This is a genomic window from Endozoicomonas sp. OPT23 (genome assembly GCF_009653635.1).
Taxonomy (GTDB): Bacteria; Pseudomonadota; Gammaproteobacteria; order Pseudomonadales; family Endozoicomonadaceae; genus Endozoicomonas_A.
Genome location: NZ_PPFD01000002.1, coordinates 843,501 through 864,325 on the forward strand (window position 1 = coordinate 843,501; position 20,825 = coordinate 864,325).

At 48.2% G+C, this 20,825-nt stretch carries 22 protein-coding genes; 11 read left to right on the top strand and 11 right to left on the bottom strand.

Going from position 1 to position 20,825, the window contains the following annotated elements; translation table 11 throughout:
• The first annotated feature begins 68 nt into the window (after positions 1-68).
• The 3 genes from infC to rplT all read left to right on the top strand — a co-directional run bounded on the left by infC (position 69) and on the right by rplT (position 1,417).
• Positions 69-611, top strand: a complete 543-nt coding sequence (gene infC, locus EOPP23_RS05620) for a translation initiation factor IF-3 (protein WP_370514677.1) — start codon at positions 69-71, stop codon at positions 609-611.
• A gap of 206 nt (positions 612-817) precedes the next feature.
• Positions 818-1,009, top strand: coding sequence for a 50S ribosomal protein L35 (rpmI, locus tag EOPP23_RS05625; RefSeq protein WP_153764954.1), 192 nt, complete (start codon positions 818-820; stop codon positions 1,007-1,009).
• A gap of 51 nt (positions 1,010-1,060) precedes the next feature.
• Positions 1,061-1,417, top strand: coding sequence for a 50S ribosomal protein L20 (gene rplT / locus EOPP23_RS05630; RefSeq protein WP_153764955.1), 357 nt, complete (start codon positions 1,061-1,063; stop codon positions 1,415-1,417).
• 99 nt (positions 1,418-1,516) lie between these two features.
• Here rplT and EOPP23_RS05635 read toward each other — a convergent pair whose 3' ends face one another.
• The 8 genes from EOPP23_RS05635 to EOPP23_RS05670 form a co-directional block, all read right to left on the bottom strand.
• The gene (locus EOPP23_RS05635) at positions 1,517-2,167 is read right to left on the bottom strand and encodes a hypothetical protein (protein WP_153764956.1); all 651 of its coding nucleotides are present in this window, start codon (positions 2,165-2,167) and stop codon (positions 1,517-1,519) included.
• Positions 2,168-2,225: 58 nt separating this feature from the next.
• The gene (locus EOPP23_RS05640) at positions 2,226-3,257 is read right to left on the bottom strand and encodes a hypothetical protein (RefSeq protein ID WP_153764957.1); all 1,032 of its coding nucleotides are present in this window, start codon (positions 3,255-3,257) and stop codon (positions 2,226-2,228) included.
• Positions 3,257-3,586, bottom strand: coding sequence for a hypothetical protein (locus EOPP23_RS05645; RefSeq protein WP_153764958.1), 330 nt, complete (start codon positions 3,584-3,586; stop codon positions 3,257-3,259). Before EOPP23_RS05645 ends, EOPP23_RS05640 begins: the two co-directional genes overlap by 1 nt.
• Positions 3,583-4,128, bottom strand: coding sequence for a hypothetical protein (locus tag EOPP23_RS05650; RefSeq protein WP_153764959.1), 546 nt, complete (start codon positions 4,126-4,128; stop codon positions 3,583-3,585). Before EOPP23_RS05650 ends, EOPP23_RS05645 begins: the two co-directional genes overlap by 4 nt.
• 159 nt (positions 4,129-4,287) lie before the next feature.
• Complete coding sequence (gene thiH / locus EOPP23_RS05655; protein WP_153764960.1) at positions 4,288-5,403, bottom strand: 2-iminoacetate synthase ThiH; 1,116 nt, start codon at positions 5,401-5,403, stop codon at positions 4,288-4,290.
• Positions 5,403-6,170 (bottom strand): thiazole synthase, encoded by a 768-nt coding sequence (locus EOPP23_RS05660; protein ID WP_153764961.1) that lies wholly within the window; start codon positions 6,168-6,170, stop codon positions 5,403-5,405. Before EOPP23_RS05660 ends, thiH begins: the two co-directional genes overlap by 1 nt.
• A 66-nt stretch (positions 6,171-6,236) precedes the next feature.
• Positions 6,237-6,473: a sulfur carrier protein ThiS gene (thiS, locus tag EOPP23_RS05665; RefSeq protein WP_370514678.1), complete on the bottom strand. Its 237-nt coding sequence runs from the start codon at positions 6,471-6,473 to the stop codon at positions 6,237-6,239.
• Positions 6,474-6,661: 188 nt separating this feature from the next.
• Positions 6,662-7,114, bottom strand: a complete 453-nt coding sequence (locus tag EOPP23_RS05670) for a bacteriohemerythrin (protein ID WP_153764963.1) — start codon at positions 7,112-7,114, stop codon at positions 6,662-6,664.
• Between the two features lie 497 nt (positions 7,115-7,611).
• Here EOPP23_RS05670 and pheS point away from each other — a divergent pair, with 497 nt between their 5' ends.
• The 4 genes from pheS (at position 7,612) to EOPP23_RS05690 (ending at position 11,896) form a co-directional block, all read left to right on the top strand.
• On the top strand, positions 7,612-8,640 hold the full coding sequence (pheS, locus tag EOPP23_RS05675; protein ID WP_153764964.1) for a phenylalanine--tRNA ligase subunit alpha: 1,029 nt from the start codon (positions 7,612-7,614) through the stop codon (positions 8,638-8,640).
• Positions 8,641-8,727: 87 nt separating this feature from the next.
• On the top strand, positions 8,728-11,106 hold the full coding sequence (gene pheT / locus EOPP23_RS05680) for a phenylalanine--tRNA ligase subunit beta (RefSeq protein WP_153764965.1): 2,379 nt from the start codon (positions 8,728-8,730) through the stop codon (positions 11,104-11,106).
• A 135-nt stretch (positions 11,107-11,241) separates the two neighbouring features.
• Positions 11,242-11,553, top strand: coding sequence for an integration host factor subunit alpha (gene ihfA, locus EOPP23_RS05685; RefSeq protein ID WP_153764966.1), 312 nt, complete (start codon positions 11,242-11,244; stop codon positions 11,551-11,553).
• A complete protein-coding gene (locus EOPP23_RS05690; protein WP_153764967.1) occupies positions 11,525-11,896 on the top strand; it encodes a MerR family transcriptional regulator in 372 nt (123 codons plus the stop codon). Before ihfA ends, EOPP23_RS05690 begins: the two co-directional genes overlap by 29 nt.
• Before the next feature lie 33 nt (positions 11,897-11,929).
• Here EOPP23_RS05690 and EOPP23_RS05695 read toward each other — a convergent pair whose 3' ends face one another.
• Positions 11,930-13,897, bottom strand: coding sequence for a protein-tyrosine phosphatase family protein (locus tag EOPP23_RS05695; protein ID WP_153764968.1), 1,968 nt, complete (start codon positions 13,895-13,897; stop codon positions 11,930-11,932).
• Positions 13,898-14,069: 172 nt separating this feature from the next.
• Here EOPP23_RS05695 and EOPP23_RS05700 point away from each other — a divergent pair, with 172 nt between their 5' ends.
• Positions 14,070-15,407: a substrate-binding domain-containing protein gene (locus tag EOPP23_RS05700; protein ID WP_153764969.1), complete on the top strand. Its 1,338-nt coding sequence runs from the start codon at positions 14,070-14,072 to the stop codon at positions 15,405-15,407.
• A 44-nt stretch (positions 15,408-15,451) separates the two neighbouring features.
• Here the strand turns inward: EOPP23_RS05700 and EOPP23_RS05705 are convergent, their stop codons facing one another.
• Entirely contained in the window at positions 15,452-16,057 is a 606-nt protein-coding gene (locus EOPP23_RS05705) for a YecA family protein (protein ID WP_135507641.1), read from the bottom strand.
• 219 nt (positions 16,058-16,276) lie between these two features.
• On the opposite strand from EOPP23_RS05705, the gene recQ reads away from it, so the two are divergent.
• The 3 genes from recQ (at position 16,277) to EOPP23_RS05720 (ending at position 20,213) form a co-directional block, all read left to right on the top strand.
• Positions 16,277-18,112, top strand: coding sequence for a DNA helicase RecQ (gene recQ / locus EOPP23_RS05710; RefSeq protein WP_153764970.1), 1,836 nt, complete (start codon positions 16,277-16,279; stop codon positions 18,110-18,112).
• Between the two features lie 111 nt (positions 18,113-18,223).
• Complete coding sequence (locus EOPP23_RS05715; RefSeq protein WP_194842505.1) at positions 18,224-19,213, top strand: hypothetical protein; 990 nt, start codon at positions 18,224-18,226, stop codon at positions 19,211-19,213.
• Between the two features lie 67 nt (positions 19,214-19,280).
• Entirely contained in the window at positions 19,281-20,213 is a 933-nt protein-coding gene (locus EOPP23_RS05720) for a class I SAM-dependent methyltransferase (protein ID WP_153764972.1), read from the top strand.
• Here the strand turns inward: EOPP23_RS05720 and EOPP23_RS05725 are convergent.
• Complete coding sequence (locus EOPP23_RS05725) at positions 20,197-20,733, bottom strand: SprT-like domain-containing protein (RefSeq protein ID WP_153764973.1); 537 nt, start codon at positions 20,731-20,733, stop codon at positions 20,197-20,199. The genes EOPP23_RS05720 and EOPP23_RS05725 overlap by 17 nt on opposite strands.
• Between the last annotated feature and the right edge of the window lie 92 nt (positions 20,734-20,825).

Consider the following 20,825-nt stretch of genomic DNA (forward strand, 5'->3'; position numbering starts at 1 on the left):
GTCAGCCTGTTTATCGTAAACGGTGAACAGGCACTTAAGTACAGGCTGCCTTTAGAGGAGATACACCTATCAGACGTAACAGCTTCCGCGATCGTCGTCCGCAAAAAGCGCCGATCAATGAAAACATCCGTGCCAAAGAAGTTCGACTGATTGGAGCCGACGGTTCCCAGGTAGGGGTGGTCGATACCCGCGATGCTTTGACCATGGCCCAGGAAGCAGGGCTGGATCTGGTTGAGATTAACGCAACCAGCGAACCGCCTGTCTGTAAAATCCTTGACTTCGGCAAGCACACGTACGAGACAAAGAAGCAGAAAGCCGCGGCCAAGAAAAAACAGGTTCAGATCCAGGTGAAAGAAGTTAAGTTTCGCCCGGGCACTGAAGAAGGGGATTATCAGGTAAAACTGCGCAACCTGGTACGTTTCCTGACTGAGGGCAATAAGGCGAAGGTTTCTCTTCGCTTCCGTGGTCGTGAGATGGCTCACCAGCAATTGGGTATGGAACTGATGAAGCGGGTTGAAAAAGACCTGGAAGAACTCGGTGTCGTTGAACAATACCCGAAGATGGAAGGTCGTCAATTGATCATGGTTATCGCCCCGAAAAAGAAGAAGTGATTCGATTTTAAGAGACCGGTCGCCTAAGCAGTAGTTGAAAGCGACCGGTTTTTTATGCCTTGAAAAAGGTGATGGTCTGAGCAGTCAGACTATGAAGTAAGATCACTTTATTTTTTAATATCCCGACACCTCCAGGCTCACGAAAGTGAGCGTTCCATGAGGAGAGCTCATGAGGATAGGTAGTCGCGAATGCGGAGTGCTTTTTCATGCCAAAAATGAAAACCAACAGTGGTGCCGCCAAGCGTTTCAAGAAAACTGCTAGCGGTTACAAGCGTAAGAGTGCGTTCAAGAGTCACATCCTGACCAAGATGACTACCAAGCGTAAGCGTCAGCTGCGTGGTACCTCTCAGGTATCTGCTGCTGACACTGGTCTCGTTAAGCGTATGCTGCGCGACTAAAGACCCATTTGGGTCTCGCTTTTTAGATTATTTTTTTCGGAGATATAGCTCATGGCACGTGTAAAACGTGGTGTTATCGCGCGCAAGCGTCACAAGAAAGTTCTTAAGGCTGCTAAAGGTTACTACGGAGCGCGTTCACGCATCTTCCGTGTTGCCAAGCAGGCTGTAACCAAAGCAGGTCAGTACGCTTACCGTGACCGTCGTCAGCGTAAGCGTCAGTTCCGTGCTCTGTGGATTGCCCGTATCAACGCCGGTGCGCGTATGAGCGGTCTGTCCTACAGCCGTTTCATCGCTGGTCTGAAGAAGGCTGCGATTGAAATCGACCGTAAGGTTCTGGCTGATATTGCAGTACACGACAAAGCAGTATTTGCTCAGCTGGTTGAAAAGGCTAAAGCTTCTCTGGCGTAAGCTGGAAGAGATTTAAGCCTGATTAACATCAGTGTCTAAACGGGGTTGTGGTTTATCCACAACCCCGTTTTTTTATGTAATTTTTTCTTTATTGCCGGTTTATGATTTAGATCTTTGATGCTTTTGTATGTGTTGTTCGAGGTGGTCTGCCATAGCTTTGGTCTTTTCGATGGCTTTTCTACTGAATTCTTTCAATGGAATCGCATAATCATTTACTGTGTCACTGGTAATGTTGTGGTTTTTTCTATTTTCAGGTGTATCTTCGATGAGCTCGAGCCTGCCTTGCCTGGTGAGTGCTAAATAGACTTCCTGGTCAGGTATTTGTTCAACTTCAGCTTCAAACTTCCGGGCAGTCACTCTTAGTTTTTTCAATAAAGATCTGAGCTTTTTTATTGAAATCCCCTCTCCACAGCGCTTGTGAACTTCTCCAATGATGGTCGACAGCTCTTCTCCGTATCGAGTTGGGACTAATTTGGTTGAGCACTCTATGTCGAAGGCTTGTTTGCTGTAAGTAACGCCAATTTTGATGCGGTCGGAAACAAAGGGGCTAATTGCTTTTCTGGCAGCCTGCCTGACTTTTCTCCAGCCAGATGGTGTCTCAGGTCGGTTACTGTCTTTCTTCAGGTTGACTAAAAAGCTGTCTAACCCATCCCTTCGGGAAACACGCCATCGTTGCCACAGTCTGATCAGCAAGCGAACCGGAGATGATCTTTGAATCCGCTGGCTGATTTCTGAGAGTGAAACTTTCATGGTGGTTTCGTCTTCTGGTGTGAGCTATTTATTGTCTGGCGGCTGAGCGATAGGCTACTTAAGGTTGTTGTTTGTGTGCGACCCTGTTTTTTCTGTCCATAAGAAAAAGCAAGGCAAGACTCAAAGGTAAAAGCCAGAAGAATTCAAAAGCTGAAGGTATGAACTCTTGTGTTAGCCAGAATAATGCACCACCAAAGCTGATGGCCGTTCCCAGTGCAAGCGCACTGCTAAGGGCGGGCTTTTGAAGATAGGCATTGAGCTTGACCAGAAAAACAGGGCTCATTGATTGAAGCAGGGCTAAACCCGCAGCCAGCAATGCAAATGAAGCGTACTGTTCGCTTAGATAGAGCAGGGTCGTCGCCAGCCCCAGTGTCAGGATGCAAATTAATGGCCATCTGGAATGATTGCCCATCCTGCCCCCGGTCAGCTTTCCAAAGCTGATGATCACGGCCAGTATCACAAGATTGTTAACGGTGACCAACTCTGATCCCTGATAGAAAACCCATGTCAGTGAGCGCAGTGCAATTAAAAACAGTAAGACACAAATGATCCAGAAGCTGCCTGGTGCTTCACTGGTATGAGCCTTCCCGGTTTGCATGGGCTCAGGTCGTTTAATGTTTAGGCCAAGGCTGGCAATGATCATTATGATAAGCAGCCATGAAACTACTTCTAAGTGGATGATTCCGGCAGCCATACCTGAAAGCAGGCCAAGAACGCCGGGAGCAACAAATACACCTGTTTTTGCGCAGCAGTTTCTGGATTCTTGCAGAACTTCTGCTCCGGCACAGACATGGAAAAGGCAGCTAGCTGTTGCAATCAATAGCATGGCGATCCAAGCCATGTTCTCTGTAACAATCAGTGAGCTGGCTGCCAGCAGCATGGATAAATTAATGTAGATTCGGCGATGCTTTTCAGGAATCAGGCTAGCCAGAGGCTGGCAGAAAAAGGCAATCAGGTTGTAGCCAAGTAGAAGTAGGAGCGTTTTGTCTGTTGAAAAACTCATCAGCCAGCTACCGGCAAGGAGTCCGGCGCAGGCATCATTCAGTCCGTGTTGAATGCCTCTCAAGGCAGGCAGATTCATTCTGATCATCAGCTGATGATCCAGAATCCCAGCATTAGAGAGGTCAGATTAGCAATGAGAACAGCCGGTAAAATGAGTCTGACCCGTGAGCTGAGCCAGCTACTGACCAGCCCTGTTTCCAGACCAACAACCAGAGGTTCGCCAAAAGTAAGCACCTGCCGGTAAGTCCACCAGTAGTCTGCTACGAACCAGAGCCAGGGCAGGGTAAGGCTGGAGGCGCAGATGCTGGCAAAGACCAGTTTTTGCAGTGGAGCATGCTGCTGAAGCAGTAGGACCAGTACCGGCACTTCCAGCACCAGTGTGATTAGCCAGGCAGTGATAAATTCGGCAGGGTTCATTGTTTTCTGCCCTCATCTGCCTGCCCATCTGGCGTAATGATCTCTCCTTTATCCAGGCTCAGACTAATAAAGTCAAAACCACCGATATTAGGGAAGTTAAGGGGGAAGTTAATGCCTTCATTAACGGATTCACGGTAAGCTTTTTCAGAGAAGTAGTATGCTTCGGCTTCCGTTTCAACTAAAGCTTCGCACTCCGGGGAGTTAAGGCTCTCAGTCAGCTCTTTGGTTGTTACCAGTGCGTGGCAAACTCCTGGGTATTCGGTGTTCTGGGCAGGGCATAGAAAGGAACGTTCGAATGTGACCTTTCCATATTGGTGAAAGATGTCGACGAGAACATGGCTTTTGCAGCTGATTGAAAGCTTAAAGTCGGTTCCCAGAGGTTCGGCGAGAGTAGATCGGGTGACGTAAATCTGTAGATCAATCTGTTCAACACCTGAATCCCGAATATCAGGTTCAAACGGAAGAACAAGGTCTGCATTCACTGAGGCTGTCAGCGCCAGCACAGAGAAAATTTGTGTGATCTTTTTGGCAAGGTAGAGCATGAAGGCTCCTGAGAAAAACAGGTTCTTTCATGCTCTATCGACAGAATCAGGGCATCATTAATTTACAGCTGATTGAGATGGGTGTGTATTTCTCTGAGCCAGCTTAATCCGGGTGTGAAAACCAGACAAAGCAGCGGGATGGGATCCCCGCAGATAAGCTCAATGACTGTAACTGGAATCCCAGTCTTTCCAGACTGCTTCGAGACCTTTGCTTTTTATTGCTTCAGCAACCGCTTCAGGACGACGACCGTCGTCAATGGCAAACTGCTCCAGTGATGACGGAGTATCTTCAGCATAACCACCTGGCTGGGTTTTTGAGTAGGCGCTCATGGTGGTAATGCCCAGTGGCAGCACGTTATCTCGGAAAGATTCTGACTCACGGGTAGAGAGAGAAAGTTCTGCTTCCGGTTTAAACAAGCGATAGGCGCAGATCAGTTGCACCAGTTGTCGGTCTGATATTTCCGAAACAGGTTGAAACTCACCTTCACAGGGACGAAGTCTTGGGAAGGAAAGCGAATAGCGAGTCTGCCAGTAGGTTCTCTCAAGATAGTCGAGGTGCAGGCCTACCATAGCAGCATCGGTGCGCCAGTCTTCAAGACCAATAAGTGCACCAATACCAATCTTATCGATGCCAGCCTTACCCAGTCTGTCTGCAGTGTCGAGGCGGTAGTCAAAGTCCATCTTGCTGCCACGCAAGTGTTGCTTTGCGTAGGCTGAACGATGGTAGGTTTCCTGATAAACCAGCACGGCGTCCAGCCCCAGTTCCATCAGTTCTTCATATTCATGCTGCTCCAGTGGCTGGACTTCCATGGTGATATGGGAAAAATGAGGTTTGAGCTTTTTCACTACATCCTTGAAATACTCAATACCCACTGTGCCCTGAGCTTCACCGGTGACCAAAAGGATATGATCGAATCCCATGGCCTTGATAGCCGCTGTTTCATTTTCCAGTTCAGTCATGCTGAGCGTTTTTCGGCGAATCTTGTTCTCGAGACTGAAACCACAGTAAGTGCAGATGTTTGTGCATTTATTAGATAGGTAAAGAGGCAGGTAAAGCTGAACCGTGTTGCCGAAACGCTGACGGGTCAGCTGCATGCTCTTCTGTGCCAGCTGCTCTACATAAGGCTCAGCAGCTGGTGAGATCAGTGCCAGAAACTGGTCATGAGTGAGTCGAGACGCTTTTAGTGCCTGTTCTACATCGTTTGCGCTCTTGCTGTTGATGGTTATCTTCAGCTCATCCCAGTCGGTCTGGTTGAATTGTTCAAGAAACGACATCAGATGGTATCCAGAAAAGCAGTCAAAGGGCTGCTGGCTTCAGCTTGAAGAGACCGGCTGCCAAGCCCTGCTTCATAAGCTCTTCGTCCGGCAGTAACGGCTTCCTTAAAGGCGGTAGCCATTGCTATAGGGTTTCTGGATACGGCAATAGCCGTGTTTACCAATACCGCATCTGCGCCCAATTCCATGGCTTTGGCAGCATCGCTGGGGCTGCCAATACCTGCATCAACAACAACCGGAACATTACTCTGTTCAATGATAATTTCCAGAAACTCTTTGGTTTTCAGACCAAGATTGCTGCCAATAGGAGAACCCAGAGGCATAACACAGGCTGCTCCGGCTTCTTCCAGTCGTTTGCAGAGTACTGGGTCGGCATGAACATAAGGCATTACAACAAAGCCCATTTCACTGAGTTTCTCGGTTGCTTTCAGGGTTTCAATCGGGTCAGGCAGAAGGTATTTCGGGTCCGGATGGATTTCCAGTTTCAGCCAGTTGGTCTGCAATGCTTCCCGTGCCAGTTGAGCCGCATAAATGGCTTCGTCAGCGTTGCGGGCGCCAGAGGTATTGGGAAGCAGGTTGACGCCAGCGTTGAGTAACGGCTCAAGGATATCATCCTGATCGTTGTTCAAGTCGACACGTTTGAGCGCCATGGTGACCAGTTCGCTGGCAGAGGCTGTTATTGCGTCTGCCATTGTCTGGCGGCTACTGAATTTACCGGTACCGGTGAACAGGCGTGAGGAGAAGGTTTTGTCAGCAATAGTAAGCATATAAGCCCTGTTGGAGAGAAAGCGTTCGTCTTGTTGCTTTAATCAGCAGATTATCTGGCAGAAAAATCAGCCACCTGCTGTCGCCTTGATCAGCGTTATCTCATCGCCTTCCAGTAGCGTATGCGCAGACCATCGGTTGCGGCTGATAATCTGGCGATTCACCGCCAGTGCCACACCCTTGTCCGGTTGGTTTATCTCTTTCAACAGCTGCTGAAGTGTCAGCGGAGAGCTGAGCTGAAGCAGCTGGTCATTGACCATGATTTGCATAGTTTTTTGAGGGATTTTTATAATTGGCGGAGAGATTCTATAGAAATATTCAGTTTGAGTTAACTGTCTTTCAAAAAGATTGCCGGTCTTGGTTTGATCTGAGCATTTGAGTTTGAACTGATGTTTCTATCAAAAGCGGGGTAGGGGCGAGGCTGATTAGAGGCGCATTTTTCAGTGCAGGCGGGGTGATTTGCTTGCACTGAAATGGCATAGGGAGACTGGAGCTATCCGAAGAGTTTACCAAACCAGCTTTTCTTCTTTTCTTTTTCCTTGGCTTTTTCTGTCGCAGCGTTCAGGTTGGCTTTAACTGTGCCAGAATAATCCTGATCATCGTGCTTGATATGATTGAACAGCCAGGACTCCAGCGTTTTGACCAATTCTGAAGAAATATCATTACCGTTTTTGAATTCTTTCCAGTAATCGTCAATACGGCGAATAAACAAAACATGAACGCGACTGTGAGCCTTGACGAAACCGTATCCGGCTTCTTCCATCAGGCTTTCCTCAAACGCAAAGTGGGAACTGGTGTAATCCTTTAGCTCGGTCAGTACGTTTTCAATGGCGTCTCTATCTTCGCCCTGCTCAGCGATTTGATTGATAAAATCGACAATGCGTTTGTGCTGGGAGTCAATTACGGGAATGCCAAGTTCCCATTCCTTTGACCAATTGATCGTCATTTTGTAGCTACTCTGTGAACCCGTTAGAGGGTTTAAAACAATCCGTGCAATACACAGGTGAGAGGGGTTGTTTGCGATTAATGGTGTGATTTTTTACGCATAACCCTAGAAAGGTTGTGGATTTAATCACATAAGAAATAGGCTAACAACAGAGGGTCACAGGCATGAAAGTCGTATTTCTTTAAAGAGGGAGGGCTTTTAACTGATCATTTATTACGCCACATTCTTTTAGTGATTAAGTACTAACCTCTTAGAGTTAGAAATAATGGCTCTTTTGCAAAAGAGAGTGTTCTCGCTGAGCAAGATGTGTGCCTTATTTTCTGGGCGGACAAGCGCATTGTAAAGATTCATTAAACTGTTAACTGGTTCACGTGCCACGGTTTGAGCCAAACCTTGAGGTAGCTGGGGATACGGCTATTTAAAAGCTGTCCAAACACCTCTGCAACCGCTAGAATTACCCGTTTATTTTCTGTTGTGTATCGTCATCGGGAACCTCCATGGAGAATCTGGAAACTCTTGTTTCACCTATAGTCGCCTCTGCTCTTTCTGAAGTTGAGGCGGCTGCCAATGCTGCCGACCTGGATCAGGTACGGGTGCGATTTCTGGGCAAGAAGGGCGAGCTGACTCAGCTGCTCAAAGGCCTGGGCAAACTGTCTCCTGAGGAACGCCCAAAGGCGGGTGGTTTTATCAACGAGGCCAAGCAGCAGGTACAGGCTGTTTTGAATGAAAAGCGCGAAGCGCTTGAAAAGGCTGCTCTGGACGCGCGTCTGGCCAGCGAAACCATTGATGTTACTCTGAGTGGTCGTGGTCAGGATCTGGGTACTGTTCACCCGATCACCCGAACCATGGAGCGTATTACCGAGTACTTCGGCAATATTGGCTTTTCTGTTGCCGAAGGACCTGAGATCGAAGATGACTACCACAACTTCGAAGCGCTGAATATTCCGGGGCACCACCCAGCTCGTGCCATGCACGATACCTTTTACTTTAATGACAGCACCGTTCTGAGAACTCATACCTCTCCGGTTCAGGTGCGTGTTATGGAAGCTTTTGCCAAGGCTGGTGACAAACCTCCTATCGCAATTGTTTGCCCGGGCAAGGTTTATCGCTGTGACTCAGACATGACCCACAGCCCGATGTTCCACCAGGTTGAAGGTCTGTATGTCGCCGAGAAGGTCAGCTTTGCTGATCTGAAGAGCGTACTGAGCGACTTCCTGCGTGTGTTCTTCGAACGTGACGACCTGAAAGTACGTTTCCGCCCTTCCTACTTCCCGTTCACCGAACCTTCTGCGGAGGTGGACATTGAGTGGGGCACCAACGAAGACGGTTCCACCAAGTGGCTGGAAGTACTGGGTTGCGGCATGGTCCACCCGAAAGTATTTGAGTATTCCGGTATTGATACCAGCAAATACACCGGTTTTGCCTTTGGTATGGGCGTAGAGCGCTTTGCCATGCTGAGATACGGCGTTAAGGACCTGCGCCAGTTCTTTGATAATGACCTGCGTTTCCTGAACCAGTTCAACTAAGTCAAATTCAGCAGCAGCCGTTAGTGGGAAATAGCCGTTTATTCAAACGGCTGCACGGTAAAGAATCGGAATATTTGAGAAAAGATTATGAAATTCAGTGAACAGTGGTTACGCGAGTGGGTCGCCATTGAAGCGGATACTCAGGGACTGGCCGACAAGATCACCATGGCTGGCCTGGAAGTGGACGACATTGATCCAGTCGCTGGCGAATTTACCGGCGTTGTTGTCGGTGAAATAGTTGCCTGTGAGCAACATCCGGATGCAGACAAACTGCGTGTGACCAAGGTCAGCACAGGTACTGAAGAAATTCAGGTAGTCTGTGGTGCGCCAAACGCACGTGTTGGTATCAAAGTGCCTTTCGCTACTGTTGGTGCCGTCCTGCCGGGCAACTTCAAAATCAAGAAAGCCAAGCTTCGTGGTGTTGAATCCTTCGGTATGCTTTGTGCAGAAGAAGAGCTGGGTATGGCCGACTCTTCTGACGGTCTGATGGAACTGCCTGCTGATGCAACGGCCGGTCAGGATATCCGTGAATACCTGAATCTGAACGACAAGATCATTGATGTTGACCTGACGCCAAACCGTGGCGACTGTCTGAGCATTGCCGGTCTGGCCCGTGAAGTCAGTGCCAACTTCCTGGCTCAGGTAACTGAGCAGAAGGTTGTTGATGTTGCGGCAGAGATCGACGATATCTTCCCGGTAAACGTTGTTGCCAAAGAAAGCAGCCCACGTTTTATTACCCGTGTTCTGAAGAACGTTGACGTGTCTGCTAAAACGCCGCTGTGGATGGTTGAACGTCTGCGTCGTTCCGGTATTCGTTCCATCGATCCTGTGGTAGACGTTACTGCCTATGTAATGCTGGAACTGGGTCAGCCAATGCACGGCTACGATCTGGACAAGCTGAACGGCTCCCTGATCGTTCGCATGGCGGAAGAAAAAGAAAAGCTGGTTCTGCTCAACAGTGAAGAAGTTGAACTGAACAGCAAAACGCTAGTTATTGCCGATGAGCAGAAAACTCTGGGCATTGCCGGTGTTATGGGCGGTAATGACTCCGGCGTTTCTACTGAAACACAGAACGTTCTGCTGGAAGCGGCTTTCTTCGATCCGATCACTATTGCCGGTAAAGCTCGTTCCTACGGTCTGCACACTGATGCTTCTCACCGCTTTGAACGTGGTGTTGATTTCCAGCTGCAGCGTAAAGCGATTGAGCGCGCTACGGCACTGATTCAGGAAATCTGCGGTGGTCAGGCTGGTCCTGTTTCCGAAGTGGTTTCTGAAGAACTGCTGCCAACACTGGCAACCGTTGCTCTGCGTGCCGACAAGGTTGAATCCCTGCTGGGTATTCGTATCAACAATGACCTGATCGAAGGTCTGTTGTCTCGTCTGGGTCTCGAACTGACTGTAACTGGTGAGGGTGAGTGGAACGTTGCGGTACCAGGCTGGCGCTTTGATATCTCCATCGAAGAAGACCTGATCGAAGAGCTGGGTCGTATCTACGGCTATGAGCGTCTGCCAGAAACCATTCCGATGGCTCTGCTGAAGCTGAAGCAGGTAGATGAGTCCAAAGTTAAAGAAGCTGATCTGCGTCGTGTACTGGTCGGTCGTGGCTATCAGGAAGCGGTTTCCTTCAGCTTTATTGATCCAAAGCTGCACAAGCAGTTCGATCATCAGCGAGAAGCGGTTGCTCTGGCGAACCCTATTTCTGCAGATCTGTCTGTGATGCGTACCAGCCTGCTGCCAGGTCTGGTCAAGACGGTCAGTTACAACCTGAACCGCCAGCAGAGCCGCGTGCGTCTGTTTGAAACCGGTCAGACCTTTATTCGCAACGGTGACGAGCTGAAGCAGGAAAACCAGATTGCTGCGGTGATTACCGGTAATCGTTTCCCTGAAGGCTGGACAGGCAAGAGTGAACCGGTTGACTTCTATGACCTGAAAGGCGATATCGAAGCTCTGCTGGAACTGGGCGGCGCTGCAGCTGATTTCCACTTCGAGAAAAGCACTCATGACGCCATGCATCCGGGCCAGTGTGCAGCACTGATTCGAGATGGTGAAGTGATTGGCCACATTGGTGCGCTGCATCCAACTCTGGCAAAAGAACTGAGTCTGGATGGTGCAGTACTGATGTTTGAAGCCAGACTGAGTTCAGTGATTGCCGGTCAGGTGACTGAGTTTGAAACTCTGTCCAAATTCCCTGAAGTGCGTCGTGACCTGGCGTTGATCGTTAAGCAGGATGTTGCTGCGGACAGCATGAATCGTGTGATTCGTGAAGTCTCCGGTGAACTGCTGACCGATGTTCGCATCTTCGATGTGTACGCCGGTAAGGGTATAGAGGAAGGGCACAAGAGTCTCGCTTTAGGCTTGACCTTGCAGCATGCTTCCCGCACTCTTAAGGATGAAGAAGTTAATCAATTGATTGACTCTATCCTGGCGCGACTGGAAACGGATTTTGGAGCCAGTCTGCGAAGCTGAGTTCAGAAACTATCTGAAGGGCAAGGCCGCCAGCCAGAACTGAAAAGCTGCATCTTGAAGCAGCTTTTCTAATAAAAAAAGCATAATGCCTGTGCTGATTTCAGCGCAGGCAAGCACTGAGAACGGAAGTTATTCATGGGTGCTCTGACGAAAGCTGATATTGCCGATCGTCTTCACTACGAAGTCGGTTTAAATAAGCGCGAAGCCAAGGAAATGGTCGAGCAGTTTTTCGAGCAGATCCGTTGGGCTTTAGAGAATAACCAACAGGTGAAATTGTCAGGCTTTGGCAATTTTGAACTAAGAGATAAAAGTGAACGGCCGGGCAGGAACCCAAAGACAGGAGAAGAGATCCCTATCTCTCCCCGTCGAGTCGTAACCTTCAAACCCGGGCAGAAACTCAAGGCACGAGTTGAGGCCTATGCAGGAAACAGAGCTCAGGAAGAGTGATGACACACTGCCGGTGATTCCCGGCAAACGCTACTTTACCATTGGTGAGGTGAGTGAACTGTGTCAGGTGAAGTCCCATGTCCTTCGATACTGGGAGCAGGAATTCTCGCAACTCAAACCGGTTCGCAGAGGCAATCGCCGTTACTATCGTCGGCAGGATGTACTGTTGATTCGCCAGATTCGCAGTCTTTTATACGACAAGCGTTTTACGATTGATGGTGCCCGGAATCATCTTAAAGGTGATGTGCAGAAGCTGGATGCCTCTCAATACAAACAGCTGATTCGGCAAACCATTGCCGAGCTGGAAGATGTGATTGATGCTCTGGACGGGATTCCTTCGTGACTCAGGTTTGAGCTATTGAGGTCGTCGCAAATATTAACGACGGCGACCTCGACTGTTAAGTGAATCGATCAGGGTATCCAGCTCCATTGCATCTGCCTGCCAACCATCAGCCATATGAAGTCCACTGAAGTCCTGCTTTAATTTTCCTAAGTCAGTCATCAGGTTATTACTCGTTTTTGCTAATAACTCAATATCGGCTTTCATTTTTGCCATGCTAGCGGGAGTGAATTCCTTGGTGCCATTGCGATTGACGCTGTAGTCACCCGCGTAAAATGACTTAATTATGCTCTGAGCGGTAACAGCTGGAGAGGCTTTTGGCTGGGGAGTAACTGGGGAAGAAGCTTTCGGTACGTTGACTGTTGGCCGATGGCCACTACCCGGTGTTATATCTACCTTTTCCAGCATTGGAGAAAGTACACTGCCCATATTCTCGTGAAGTGTATTCAGGGTTTGGAGCTGTCCACTGGTCTGGACAAAGTTACTCCTCCTCTGTCTGGCAGTGCTGATAGTTTCAGTCATATCCGGTGTTGGCTTGCCGGTATTGATCATATCTCTGGTACTTTTGTTGATAGTGATGAAAGTACCGGTTCTACCCACTCCTGCGTTACAGTTAACGGTGATAGGTTTATCAAATCGGTCACTGACTCTGGGATCTCTACGGAGCTGTTCTGTTAACACGGACAGCCTTGCAAGCCTTACCGGATTGCCAGCGGTTTTATCAATCCAGCCCTTATCGTATACCCTGAAACAGGTTTCACCGTTGATAGAAAATTCCTTGACGGTGATATTGCCGTTATCAAAAGTAGCCTTTCCTTTCAGTTCGACAGTTGTGCCGTCATAGTCAATTGATTCACCAACTTTCTCAGGACCAATTTCAACACCGTAACTTGTCCAGCCAAAGGCTCCAGCACTGACCGACTTGAGATGACTGCCTTCAACGACAGAGACAGAAACGGGTGACTGGTTGTGAGCCAGCATTTTAAAGTAGGCTGCTTCAGTTTCGGGAGATGCGGCTTGAGCAGCGATATAGTGATCGTCACCAAAACTGAGTTTGGTCGAATGGTAGGGGGCTCCTGGCGCTGAAGCTGCATGCTGTTTATCCGCACTTATATTTCGATAACGAGAATGCGCCTCTTTAAACTCTGGTGATGTGTTGATGGAATTTGGTATCGCTGGTCTTTCCAGTTTTGAAAATGCTTGAGCGATAGGCGTATCAGGGGCTGCTTGTGGAGGTAACTCTTTATAGAGGTTTTGAATAGTAGGGTTGGTTGCCTGAAAAGGACGTCGAAGTCTTTCCAGTGAACCTTTCAGTGTTCCTTCTGCAAAGTCAGTATCGCCCGTGGCGCCAAGGCGAGCATTTACGCTTTTTTCAATAGCTTGATAGAGTAGTGGGTCATTTGCCTGATAGTTCCCAAAATTAGCTTTGATTTCTTTTGGATGAGCTTCGGGGTTTTGAGACAGGTATTCAGCCACCTTGTTATCTGCGTATACATCACGAACAAGGTCGCTCGCTTTATGACTATCAAGCTCTTTCTGAAAAGCGGAATTTGTTAACAGGGGCTTGATTTGAGCCTGCGACATTTTTGCAAGGCCTTGTTTAAGCAGGGCAGGAGAGAGCCCTCCTGTTTTGTTGTCATTGAAGCCACCATAACGTAGCGTCTCAACCAGTTTGCTTGCGGCTTCATTAGTTTGTTTTGGGATTGCTGGCTGCACATCCTGAACAACAGCGGGTTTACGATAACGAATTGGTTTTTTTTCAGGGGCATTCGTCGAATCTATCGTGTGACGAGTAAGGTAAGTATCTAACTTTCTCCCAAGAGGGTTGGATACATGCCCCTTCAGAGTGCAGACTGCACGAGCCAGGCGTGCGCATTGAACCTTCAGTGCGCTGATATCATATTCTGAACCACCAACCCTGACTGTTCTTACTTTTTGGGTTGCCTCAAGAGCTTCGGTTTTTTGTGTTTGAACTGGTTTATCTTGAATGGGTGGGGTGCTCACAGCAGTGACTCCTGAGAAATTGATGATCTTCAATTCAGCATATAAATAGAATTCAACTCTTCTATAAGGCGGTTATGAGTGGTTTAAGAGGTGCGTTAGTGGTGTCGGCTTGTCATATTTCTGTCACATTGGCTCTTTAGACTCGCGGAAAAATAATTAAGACACAGATTCCATGACTCTAATGACCAGCCTTCGAGCCTGTTTTCTTTCTATCCTGACTCTTTTTCCTTTGTTGCTTTCATCATCAGCCGTTGCTGAAGAGCAGCTGTTTGCTATTCATGGTTCCAATACTGTGGGTGCAAAACTGGCGCCAGCACTAGCAGAAGCCTACCTGTTGAGTGAGGGGGCAGAGAGAGTTTCAATTTACTCGGAGAGCGGAAAAAATGAATCACGGGTGACAGGGTATTTTCCGGAGCAGGATCGCGTAGCCAGTATCTATATTGCAGCCCACGGCTCGTCCAGTGGCTTTACAGCGCTGCAGACGGGTGAGGCTGATATTGCCGCAGCATCACGACCGATTAAAAAGTCAGAACAGGCGAAACTGTCTCAGTTGGGTAACTTCAATAATCAGAAATCTGAACATGTTGTTGGTATTGATGGTTTGGCGATCATTGTTCATCCGGATAATCCTCTGAACCGTCTGGATATAAAAGACATCGCACGCTTGTTCTCTGGAGAGGTTCAGAACTGGCAGCAATTGGGTGGCAACAATCTTCCGGTAGAGCTTTTTGCGAGAGACGATCATTCTGGCACTTGGGATACCTTTAAATCTCTGGTGCTGGCCAAGAACTATAAGCTCTCTGATCGTGCTCTCAGATTTGAATCCAATAGCGAGGTTTCCAAACGGGTTACTGAAACACCTGGCGCTATCGGTTTTGTGAGTTTGAATACAATCGCAGCTGCCAAGCCATTGATGATCTCTTCAGGCACCAGAGCACTTGAACCTGTCGTTCATAACGTTGCAACGGAGGACTACCTGTTGAGTCGTCGTTTGTTTATGTATCTGCCTGAAATAACTAATAATCGCTATGCTGAAGAGTTTTTGGAATTTGTACGAGGAGCTGAAGCGCAAAAAGTGGTTTCTGAAGTAGGTTATGTCAGCCAGGACGTAAAGCTGATGCCTGTTGATATTGAATCTGCCCCTGAGAGTTATAAAAAACTGGTTTCTGATTATGAAAGGGCTTCAGTCAACTTCCGCTTCTCTATGGGGCGGGCAAAGCTGGATAACAAGGCGAAAGCAGATATAGAACGACTGGCCGGATTTATTGAAAAGAACCCTTCAGAAATTCGCCTGCTGGGGTTTGCAGAGCAAAGTTCGGGGGCGTCAAACAGCGACTTGCTGGCAAAGCTTCGAGCAGATGTAGTGAGAAGAGCCTTGATCAAGGCTGGGGTACCAAGAAAGTGGATTGATCACACGGGTTATGGCCAATATATGGCATTGTCGTCAGAAGAGAGCATGATCAGCAAGGTAAGAAACAGGCGGGTAGAAGTCTGGATTAAGAAAGGCTGAATTGAATGAATGCGCTGATTACACTCAGCGCATTCTCAAACGTATTATTTACGTTTCTTTCTTGGGTGCTTCTTCTGCGGATTGCCCTTCGGCTTTACAGGAGGTTTGTTACCTTCTTCCGGAGAATTAAACAGCAAGTAGAGTTCCATCAGTACTTCAGGAATCTGGCTGCACATATCTTCAGTAAGCTGTTCATCAGAAAGAATAGCTTCAAAGTCCGGTTCGTCGTCAAACAGGCCGGAACCGAGCATAACAGGCAGCAGCAATTCGCTGACTTCCTGCTCATTCTCTACAAACCACTTTTCTTCACTGAGAATGTGAGCCTGAACAAAGCCACAGCACCAGTCCATCAGGTCTTCGTCGTCAGGGTCGGCAAACTCGTCACAGGACAGTGAAAAACCTTCCTCTTCGTTAAAGTCCCGGTCAATGATTCTTGCCAGTGCGGTAAGAGCAGCATCGAACTCTTTGGCGTGTTGGTCTGACAGCTTTACTGGTTGACCGAAGAATATTTCGTTGCGCTCTTCAATAGACTGCTCAAAAGGCACTACGGCCGAAGCGGTCATATAACCGTGAATGGCGTGAAAGGTGAATGCATCGTCAGCTGCGTATTGGTCCAGCAGCTGATCAAGCGTAGAACAAATGTCCTGCATTGCGCATGAAGTCCGGTATGAAAATAAACAAAGTGTGAGTGTAACCTAACAAGGTGAGAAGCGCATAATGTATCGTGATAGTCACTGTACGTGCTTTCAGGATTCCTGCTATTACTGATGATATACTGATTTCTATCACTGTCTTATAAACAGCAATTGTCGTGTTTAAAAATGTGACCTAAGTGCTGATTTTAAACCTTCCTGAGAAACCGGACTGACATGAAAGATACTGCCCTGAATGTTCTGAAAAACACGTTCGGATACGACACTTTTCGTGGCTTTCAGGGAGAGGTTATTGATGAAGTTTGTCAGGGGCGGGATGCACTGGTTCTGATGCCTACCGGTGGTGGTAAATCACTCTGCTTTCAAGTGCCAGCACTGGTTATGCCAGGTACAGCGATAGTGGTTTCACCGCTGATAGCCTTGATGGAAGATCAGATTAACAACCTTCAACAGATCGGAATCAGGGCAGAGAGCCTGCATTCAGGTGTTCCTTTTGATGAGCAGATGCGGATTGAACAGGAGCTGTTCACAGGACATATTGATTTACTGTATGTGGCTCCGGAACGGCTTATGACCGAGATGATGCTGCATAAGCTCGATCAGATCAGAGTTTCACTGTTTGCTATTGATGAAGCGCATTGTGTTTCTCAATGGGGACATGATTTTCGGCCGGAGTACTTGCAGCTTTCAAGGCTCACCCAGCGTTTTCCGGCAGTGCCTCGTATTGCCCTGACAGCAACAGCAGATAAACGTACTCGACAGGAAATCGTGGAGCGGCTTGGGCTGCAAAATGCCCGGGTGTTTATTGACAGTTTTAACCGCGCCAATATTTTCTACCGCATCAGCCAGAAGAAACAGGGCAAGCAACAGCTGCTTCGGTTTATAGAGAAAGAGCACTCTGAAGATTCAGGCATTGTTTACTGCCTGTCGAGAAAGCGGGTAGACGATACCGCTGAGTGGCTGAATGCCAATGGCTGTAAAGCCCTTCCCTACCATGCCGGAATGCCTGCCGAGCAGAGAAAACATAATCAACATCGTTTTATACAGGAAGACAGAGTCATCATTGTTGCGACTCTGGCTTTCGGTATGGGCATCGACAAGCCGGATGTGCGGTTTGTTGCTCATCTGGATTTACCGCGAAGTATTGAAGCCTATTATCAGGAAACCGGCAGGGCGGGGCGTGATGGCCTGCCTGCAACGGCATGGATGGTGTATGGCTTGCAGGACATTATGTTGCTGCGCCAGATTCGTTCCAGCTCTAATTTGAGTCAGGAGCTGCAACGAGTCGAACATCAGAAGCTGGAAGCGATGCTGGCGCTTTGTGAAGTGTCCGGCTGTCGTCGTCAGGTGCTGCTGGAATACTTTGATGAGCCTCTGAAAGAAAAGTGCGGCAACTGCGATCTTTGTGTTGAGCCTGCTCAAACTTGGGATGGCACTGAGGCCGCTCGAAAAGCTCTCTCGTGCGTTTATAGAACCGGGCAGCTGTTCGGTGTCTCACACCTGATTGATGTGCTGCTGGGTAAACAGACGGCGAAAGTGAAACAGTTTCACCATGAACAGCTGACGACTTTCGGCATTGGCGCTGATTACAAGCAGGCAGAGTGGCGCTCTGTATTCAGGCAACTGGTGGCCAGAGGTTATGTGAATGTTGACCTGGAAGGTCATGGTTCGCTAAAGCTGAACAATCGCTGTCGCCCTTTGTTGAAAGGTGAAGAAAGCATAGAGCTCAGGCAGGACCGATACGAGTACGCAACGGTTAAAACGATTAAAGTCACGGCTGCCTCTGCTGAAAAAGGACGCCTTGTAGTGGAAGAAGAGGATAAACCGCTCTGGGAAGCGCTAAGAGTTCTGCGCAAAGAGCTGGCTGAAGAGCAGGGCGTGCCGGCTTATGTCATCTTCAACGACAGAACATTGCTGGGTATGTTGAAAGCGAAACCGGTCAGTCATGACGCTATGTCACAGGTATCCGGTGTTGGTGAGTTCAAGCTTGAACAGTATGGCGAAAGGTTCTGTCGTCTGATTTCTGAGTTTGCTGAACAGGCAGCTGAGTGATCAGTTCTCGTCCTTTGATCTGAGAATGCAGAGTACGTATAAAAATGTGAATTTACATTCATATTTGATGGTATGATTCGCTCAAATATCAGGCAGTCATCGGATGATCAGATGTACTCGAAGGCGAATAACTATCAGATTGCAAACAGCTTTTTACTCTCATTAGCCGGCAAAATATCTCTCTTTATACTTTTTGCTACCAGTGTCTATGTTCAGGCTGTTTGTAGAGATAGAGGTAACAGTCGCTACTGCATTGAGCAATTGAACGATTTTGAAGTGGTTCAGGGGAGCAGTTCCTCTGATAGCCTTTCAGGTCAGGATGAATACTGCATTATTTCCAGATCTGGAAATGGCTCTCAGCGTCGTGAGTTTGATGTGCAGGTACGTGGTCCATTCAGCAATAGCCGCTTTTATTTAAGTAACGGCAGCCAGCAGCTTCCGATAAAACTGTACTGGAAAGGTGGGATGCCTGTGTCGGGAGAGTCCCGCTGGTATGAAATTACCAGCAATAACCAGATTGTTGATAATCAGCAAGGAGCGCTGAGTTGTCAGGACCAGCCCTACAGTCAGGCCTACTTAAGGGCTGATGTCAGACACTCCGATTTTTTGAATGCTACTCCGGGAGCCTATTCCGGTAGGTTCAGCGTTGATCTTGGTAATGGCAGCTCACAGTTTATCAGCCTCCAAACTATTACGGTTACGGTGCCTCTGCAGGCAAGAATCAGTAAGCTGCAAGATATCGATCTTACCAATGCCAGAAATGGCAACTGGTATTTTCGGGATGCCGACTTCTGTGTGTTTGTCAGTGGCGGGCGCTCCTTTGATTTGGAGGTTACCGGCGAAGTCGATAATGGTCGGCGTTTTGCCATGGCTATTCCCGATACCAGCCATCGAATCAATTACCGGTTTAATGTTATTCAGGATAATTGGAAAGTACTGAATGGTAATGGGACTCTTCAAGGGTTCACGGGGAGCCCACAACAGGATTGCGGAGGAGGAACCAATACCAGCCTGCGCATTGACAGTTATTATACAAACGTCATTAACAAGCCATCAGGCCATTACCGGGATGTATTAACGCTTACTGTCACCCCTAAATAATCTCTCAGCTTGCATCAAGGCTGCCAGTGTTTAGAATGCCAGCCTTTTCTCAAAGTACTTCCCCGTGATGGATGCAATTGCACTGCCTGTTCTCTACAGGCACCTTCTTGATTTAATTTCCGAGTCACCGAATGAAGCAAGGCGCTTGTTTCATGGTCGTGGCCGTTGCTGGCCCGGACTCGAACAGCTGACGGTAGACTGGCTCAATGGTCAGCTTCTGGTTTCTCTCTTCAAAGATCAGGAAGAACCTTTTCACACGGCTTTAAAGCAAATGCTGCTTGATCTTGCCGGGAGCGAGCAGTGGCTAAAACTGAATGCCAGCTCTATCCTTCTCCATCACCGTGATCGTGAAGCTTCTCCGGTAGAAGTGGTTTGGGGAGAGCTGAAGGATACTCAGCAAATTATCGAGAACGACTTAAAGTATCAGCTGGACCTTGGACGCAAGCAGAACAATGGTTTGTTTCTGGATATGCGATTGGGCCGTGAGTGGGTTCAGAAGCATGCAGAGGGCAAGAAGGTGTTGAACCTGTTTGCCTACACCTGTGGTTTTTCGGTCGCAGCAATGGCCGGCGGTGCGGATCAAGTGATTAACCTGGATATGGCCAGAGCCTCGCTTGAAAGAGGTCGTCTTAATCATAAACTGAATGGCCATGATCTGAATCAGGTGAAGTTTCTGGGGCATGATCTGTTCAAATCATGGGGCAAAGTACGAAAGTTAGGGCCATATGATTTGATCATCATAGATCCACCCTCGTTTCAAAAAGGCAGCTTTATTCTCTCCAGAGACTACAAGAAAATTCTGCGACGATTGCCGGATATGCTGACCGAAGGCGGTGAGGTGCTGGCGTGTCTGAATGATCCAAAGCTGGATACCGGGTTTCTGGTATCAGAAATGAAGACGGAAGCGCCCGGGCTGCAGTTTGTTGAACGGCTGCCTAATCCTGAAGAGTTTAAGGATATTGATCCTGAAGCGTCGCTAAAGGTTATGCGTTTTCGCTGAGAACGTCTTTTGTAACACTTTCCTTGCGAACAAACTGCAGTGGCGCTTTACAACTAGTGCAGAGATAGACCGTTCCTTTACGGGAGCGGTTATGTCGAATACTGGTCAGCGGAATCAGCTTTTCCGGACACTGGCACTGATACAGATACGGACGCTGAACAGAGCGGGCACGACGAGTATCGTAGCTGTGGGTTCGCTCTGCTGGCAGGCTGAAAACAACTTCCATAATAAACTGCCACTCTCGGCCGTGAGGTCTGATTTTTCTACCAAACAACTGGTGAGCGACCAGATGGGCTATCTCATGCCCTATGGTGTGCTTGAAGTAGTGTTCCCGATTTTCAACTAACAGTTGGCTGTTGAGTCTTAACAGGTTTTTCTCTGGCCAGGCCTGTCCTGCGGTTTCACCTTTCAGGTCAAGCTTGATAGCTGGCCTTGGAAAGCGTTTTAGAAAATGACGCTCGGCAAGACAGTAGAGCTCGGCAACGCGCTGGTTAACTTCGGGGATAAGGTGTTCAGACATGGCACTGTTTGAGAAAAAATCTGCAATCAGGGTAAAGCAGGAAAGAGGGGATGTATAGGCAGGAAAGTGCTAACAGGTGATACTGCCAAATC

Coding starts and splice junctions, on each gene's coding strand:
- rpmI (WP_153764954.1), top strand. CDS start 818: ATGCCAAAAATGAAAACCAACAGTGGTGCCGCCAAGCGTTTCAAGAAA.
- rplT (WP_153764955.1), top strand. CDS start 1,061: ATGGCACGTGTAAAACGTGGTGTTATCGCGCGCAAGCGTCACAAGAAA.
- EOPP23_RS05635 (WP_153764956.1), bottom strand. CDS start 2,167: ATGAAAGTTTCACTCTCAGAAATCAGCCAGCGGATTCAAAGATCATCT.
- EOPP23_RS05640 (WP_153764957.1), bottom strand. CDS start 3,257: ATGATCAGAATGAATCTGCCTGCCTTGAGAGGCATTCAACACGGACTG.
- EOPP23_RS05645 (WP_153764958.1), bottom strand. CDS start 3,586: ATGAACCCTGCCGAATTTATCACTGCCTGGCTAATCACACTGGTGCTG.
- EOPP23_RS05650 (WP_153764959.1), bottom strand. CDS start 4,128: ATGCTCTACCTTGCCAAAAAGATCACACAAATTTTCTCTGTGCTGGCG.
- thiH (WP_153764960.1), bottom strand. CDS start 5,403: ATGTCGTTTCTTGAACAATTCAACCAGACCGACTGGGATGAGCTGAAG.
- EOPP23_RS05660 (WP_153764961.1), bottom strand. CDS start 6,170: ATGCTTACTATTGCTGACAAAACCTTCTCCTCACGCCTGTTCACCGGT.
- EOPP23_RS05670 (WP_153764963.1), bottom strand. CDS start 7,114: ATGACGATCAATTGGTCAAAGGAATGGGAACTTGGCATTCCCGTAATT.
- pheS (WP_153764964.1), top strand. CDS start 7,612: ATGGAGAATCTGGAAACTCTTGTTTCACCTATAGTCGCCTCTGCTCTT.
- pheT (WP_153764965.1), top strand. CDS start 8,728: ATGAAATTCAGTGAACAGTGGTTACGCGAGTGGGTCGCCATTGAAGCG.
- ihfA (WP_153764966.1), top strand. CDS start 11,242: ATGGGTGCTCTGACGAAAGCTGATATTGCCGATCGTCTTCACTACGAA.
- EOPP23_RS05690 (WP_153764967.1), top strand. CDS start 11,525: ATGCAGGAAACAGAGCTCAGGAAGAGTGATGACACACTGCCGGTGATT.
- EOPP23_RS05700 (WP_153764969.1), top strand. CDS start 14,070: ATGACTCTAATGACCAGCCTTCGAGCCTGTTTTCTTTCTATCCTGACT.
- EOPP23_RS05705 (WP_135507641.1), bottom strand. CDS start 16,057: ATGCAGGACATTTGTTCTACGCTTGATCAGCTGCTGGACCAATACGCA.
- recQ (WP_153764970.1), top strand. CDS start 16,277: ATGAAAGATACTGCCCTGAATGTTCTGAAAAACACGTTCGGATACGAC.
- EOPP23_RS05715 (WP_194842505.1), top strand. CDS start 18,224: ATGTACTCGAAGGCGAATAACTATCAGATTGCAAACAGCTTTTTACTC.
- EOPP23_RS05720 (WP_153764972.1), top strand. CDS start 19,281: ATGGATGCAATTGCACTGCCTGTTCTCTACAGGCACCTTCTTGATTTA.
- EOPP23_RS05725 (WP_153764973.1), bottom strand. CDS start 20,733: ATGTCTGAACACCTTATCCCCGAAGTTAACCAGCGCGTTGCCGAGCTC.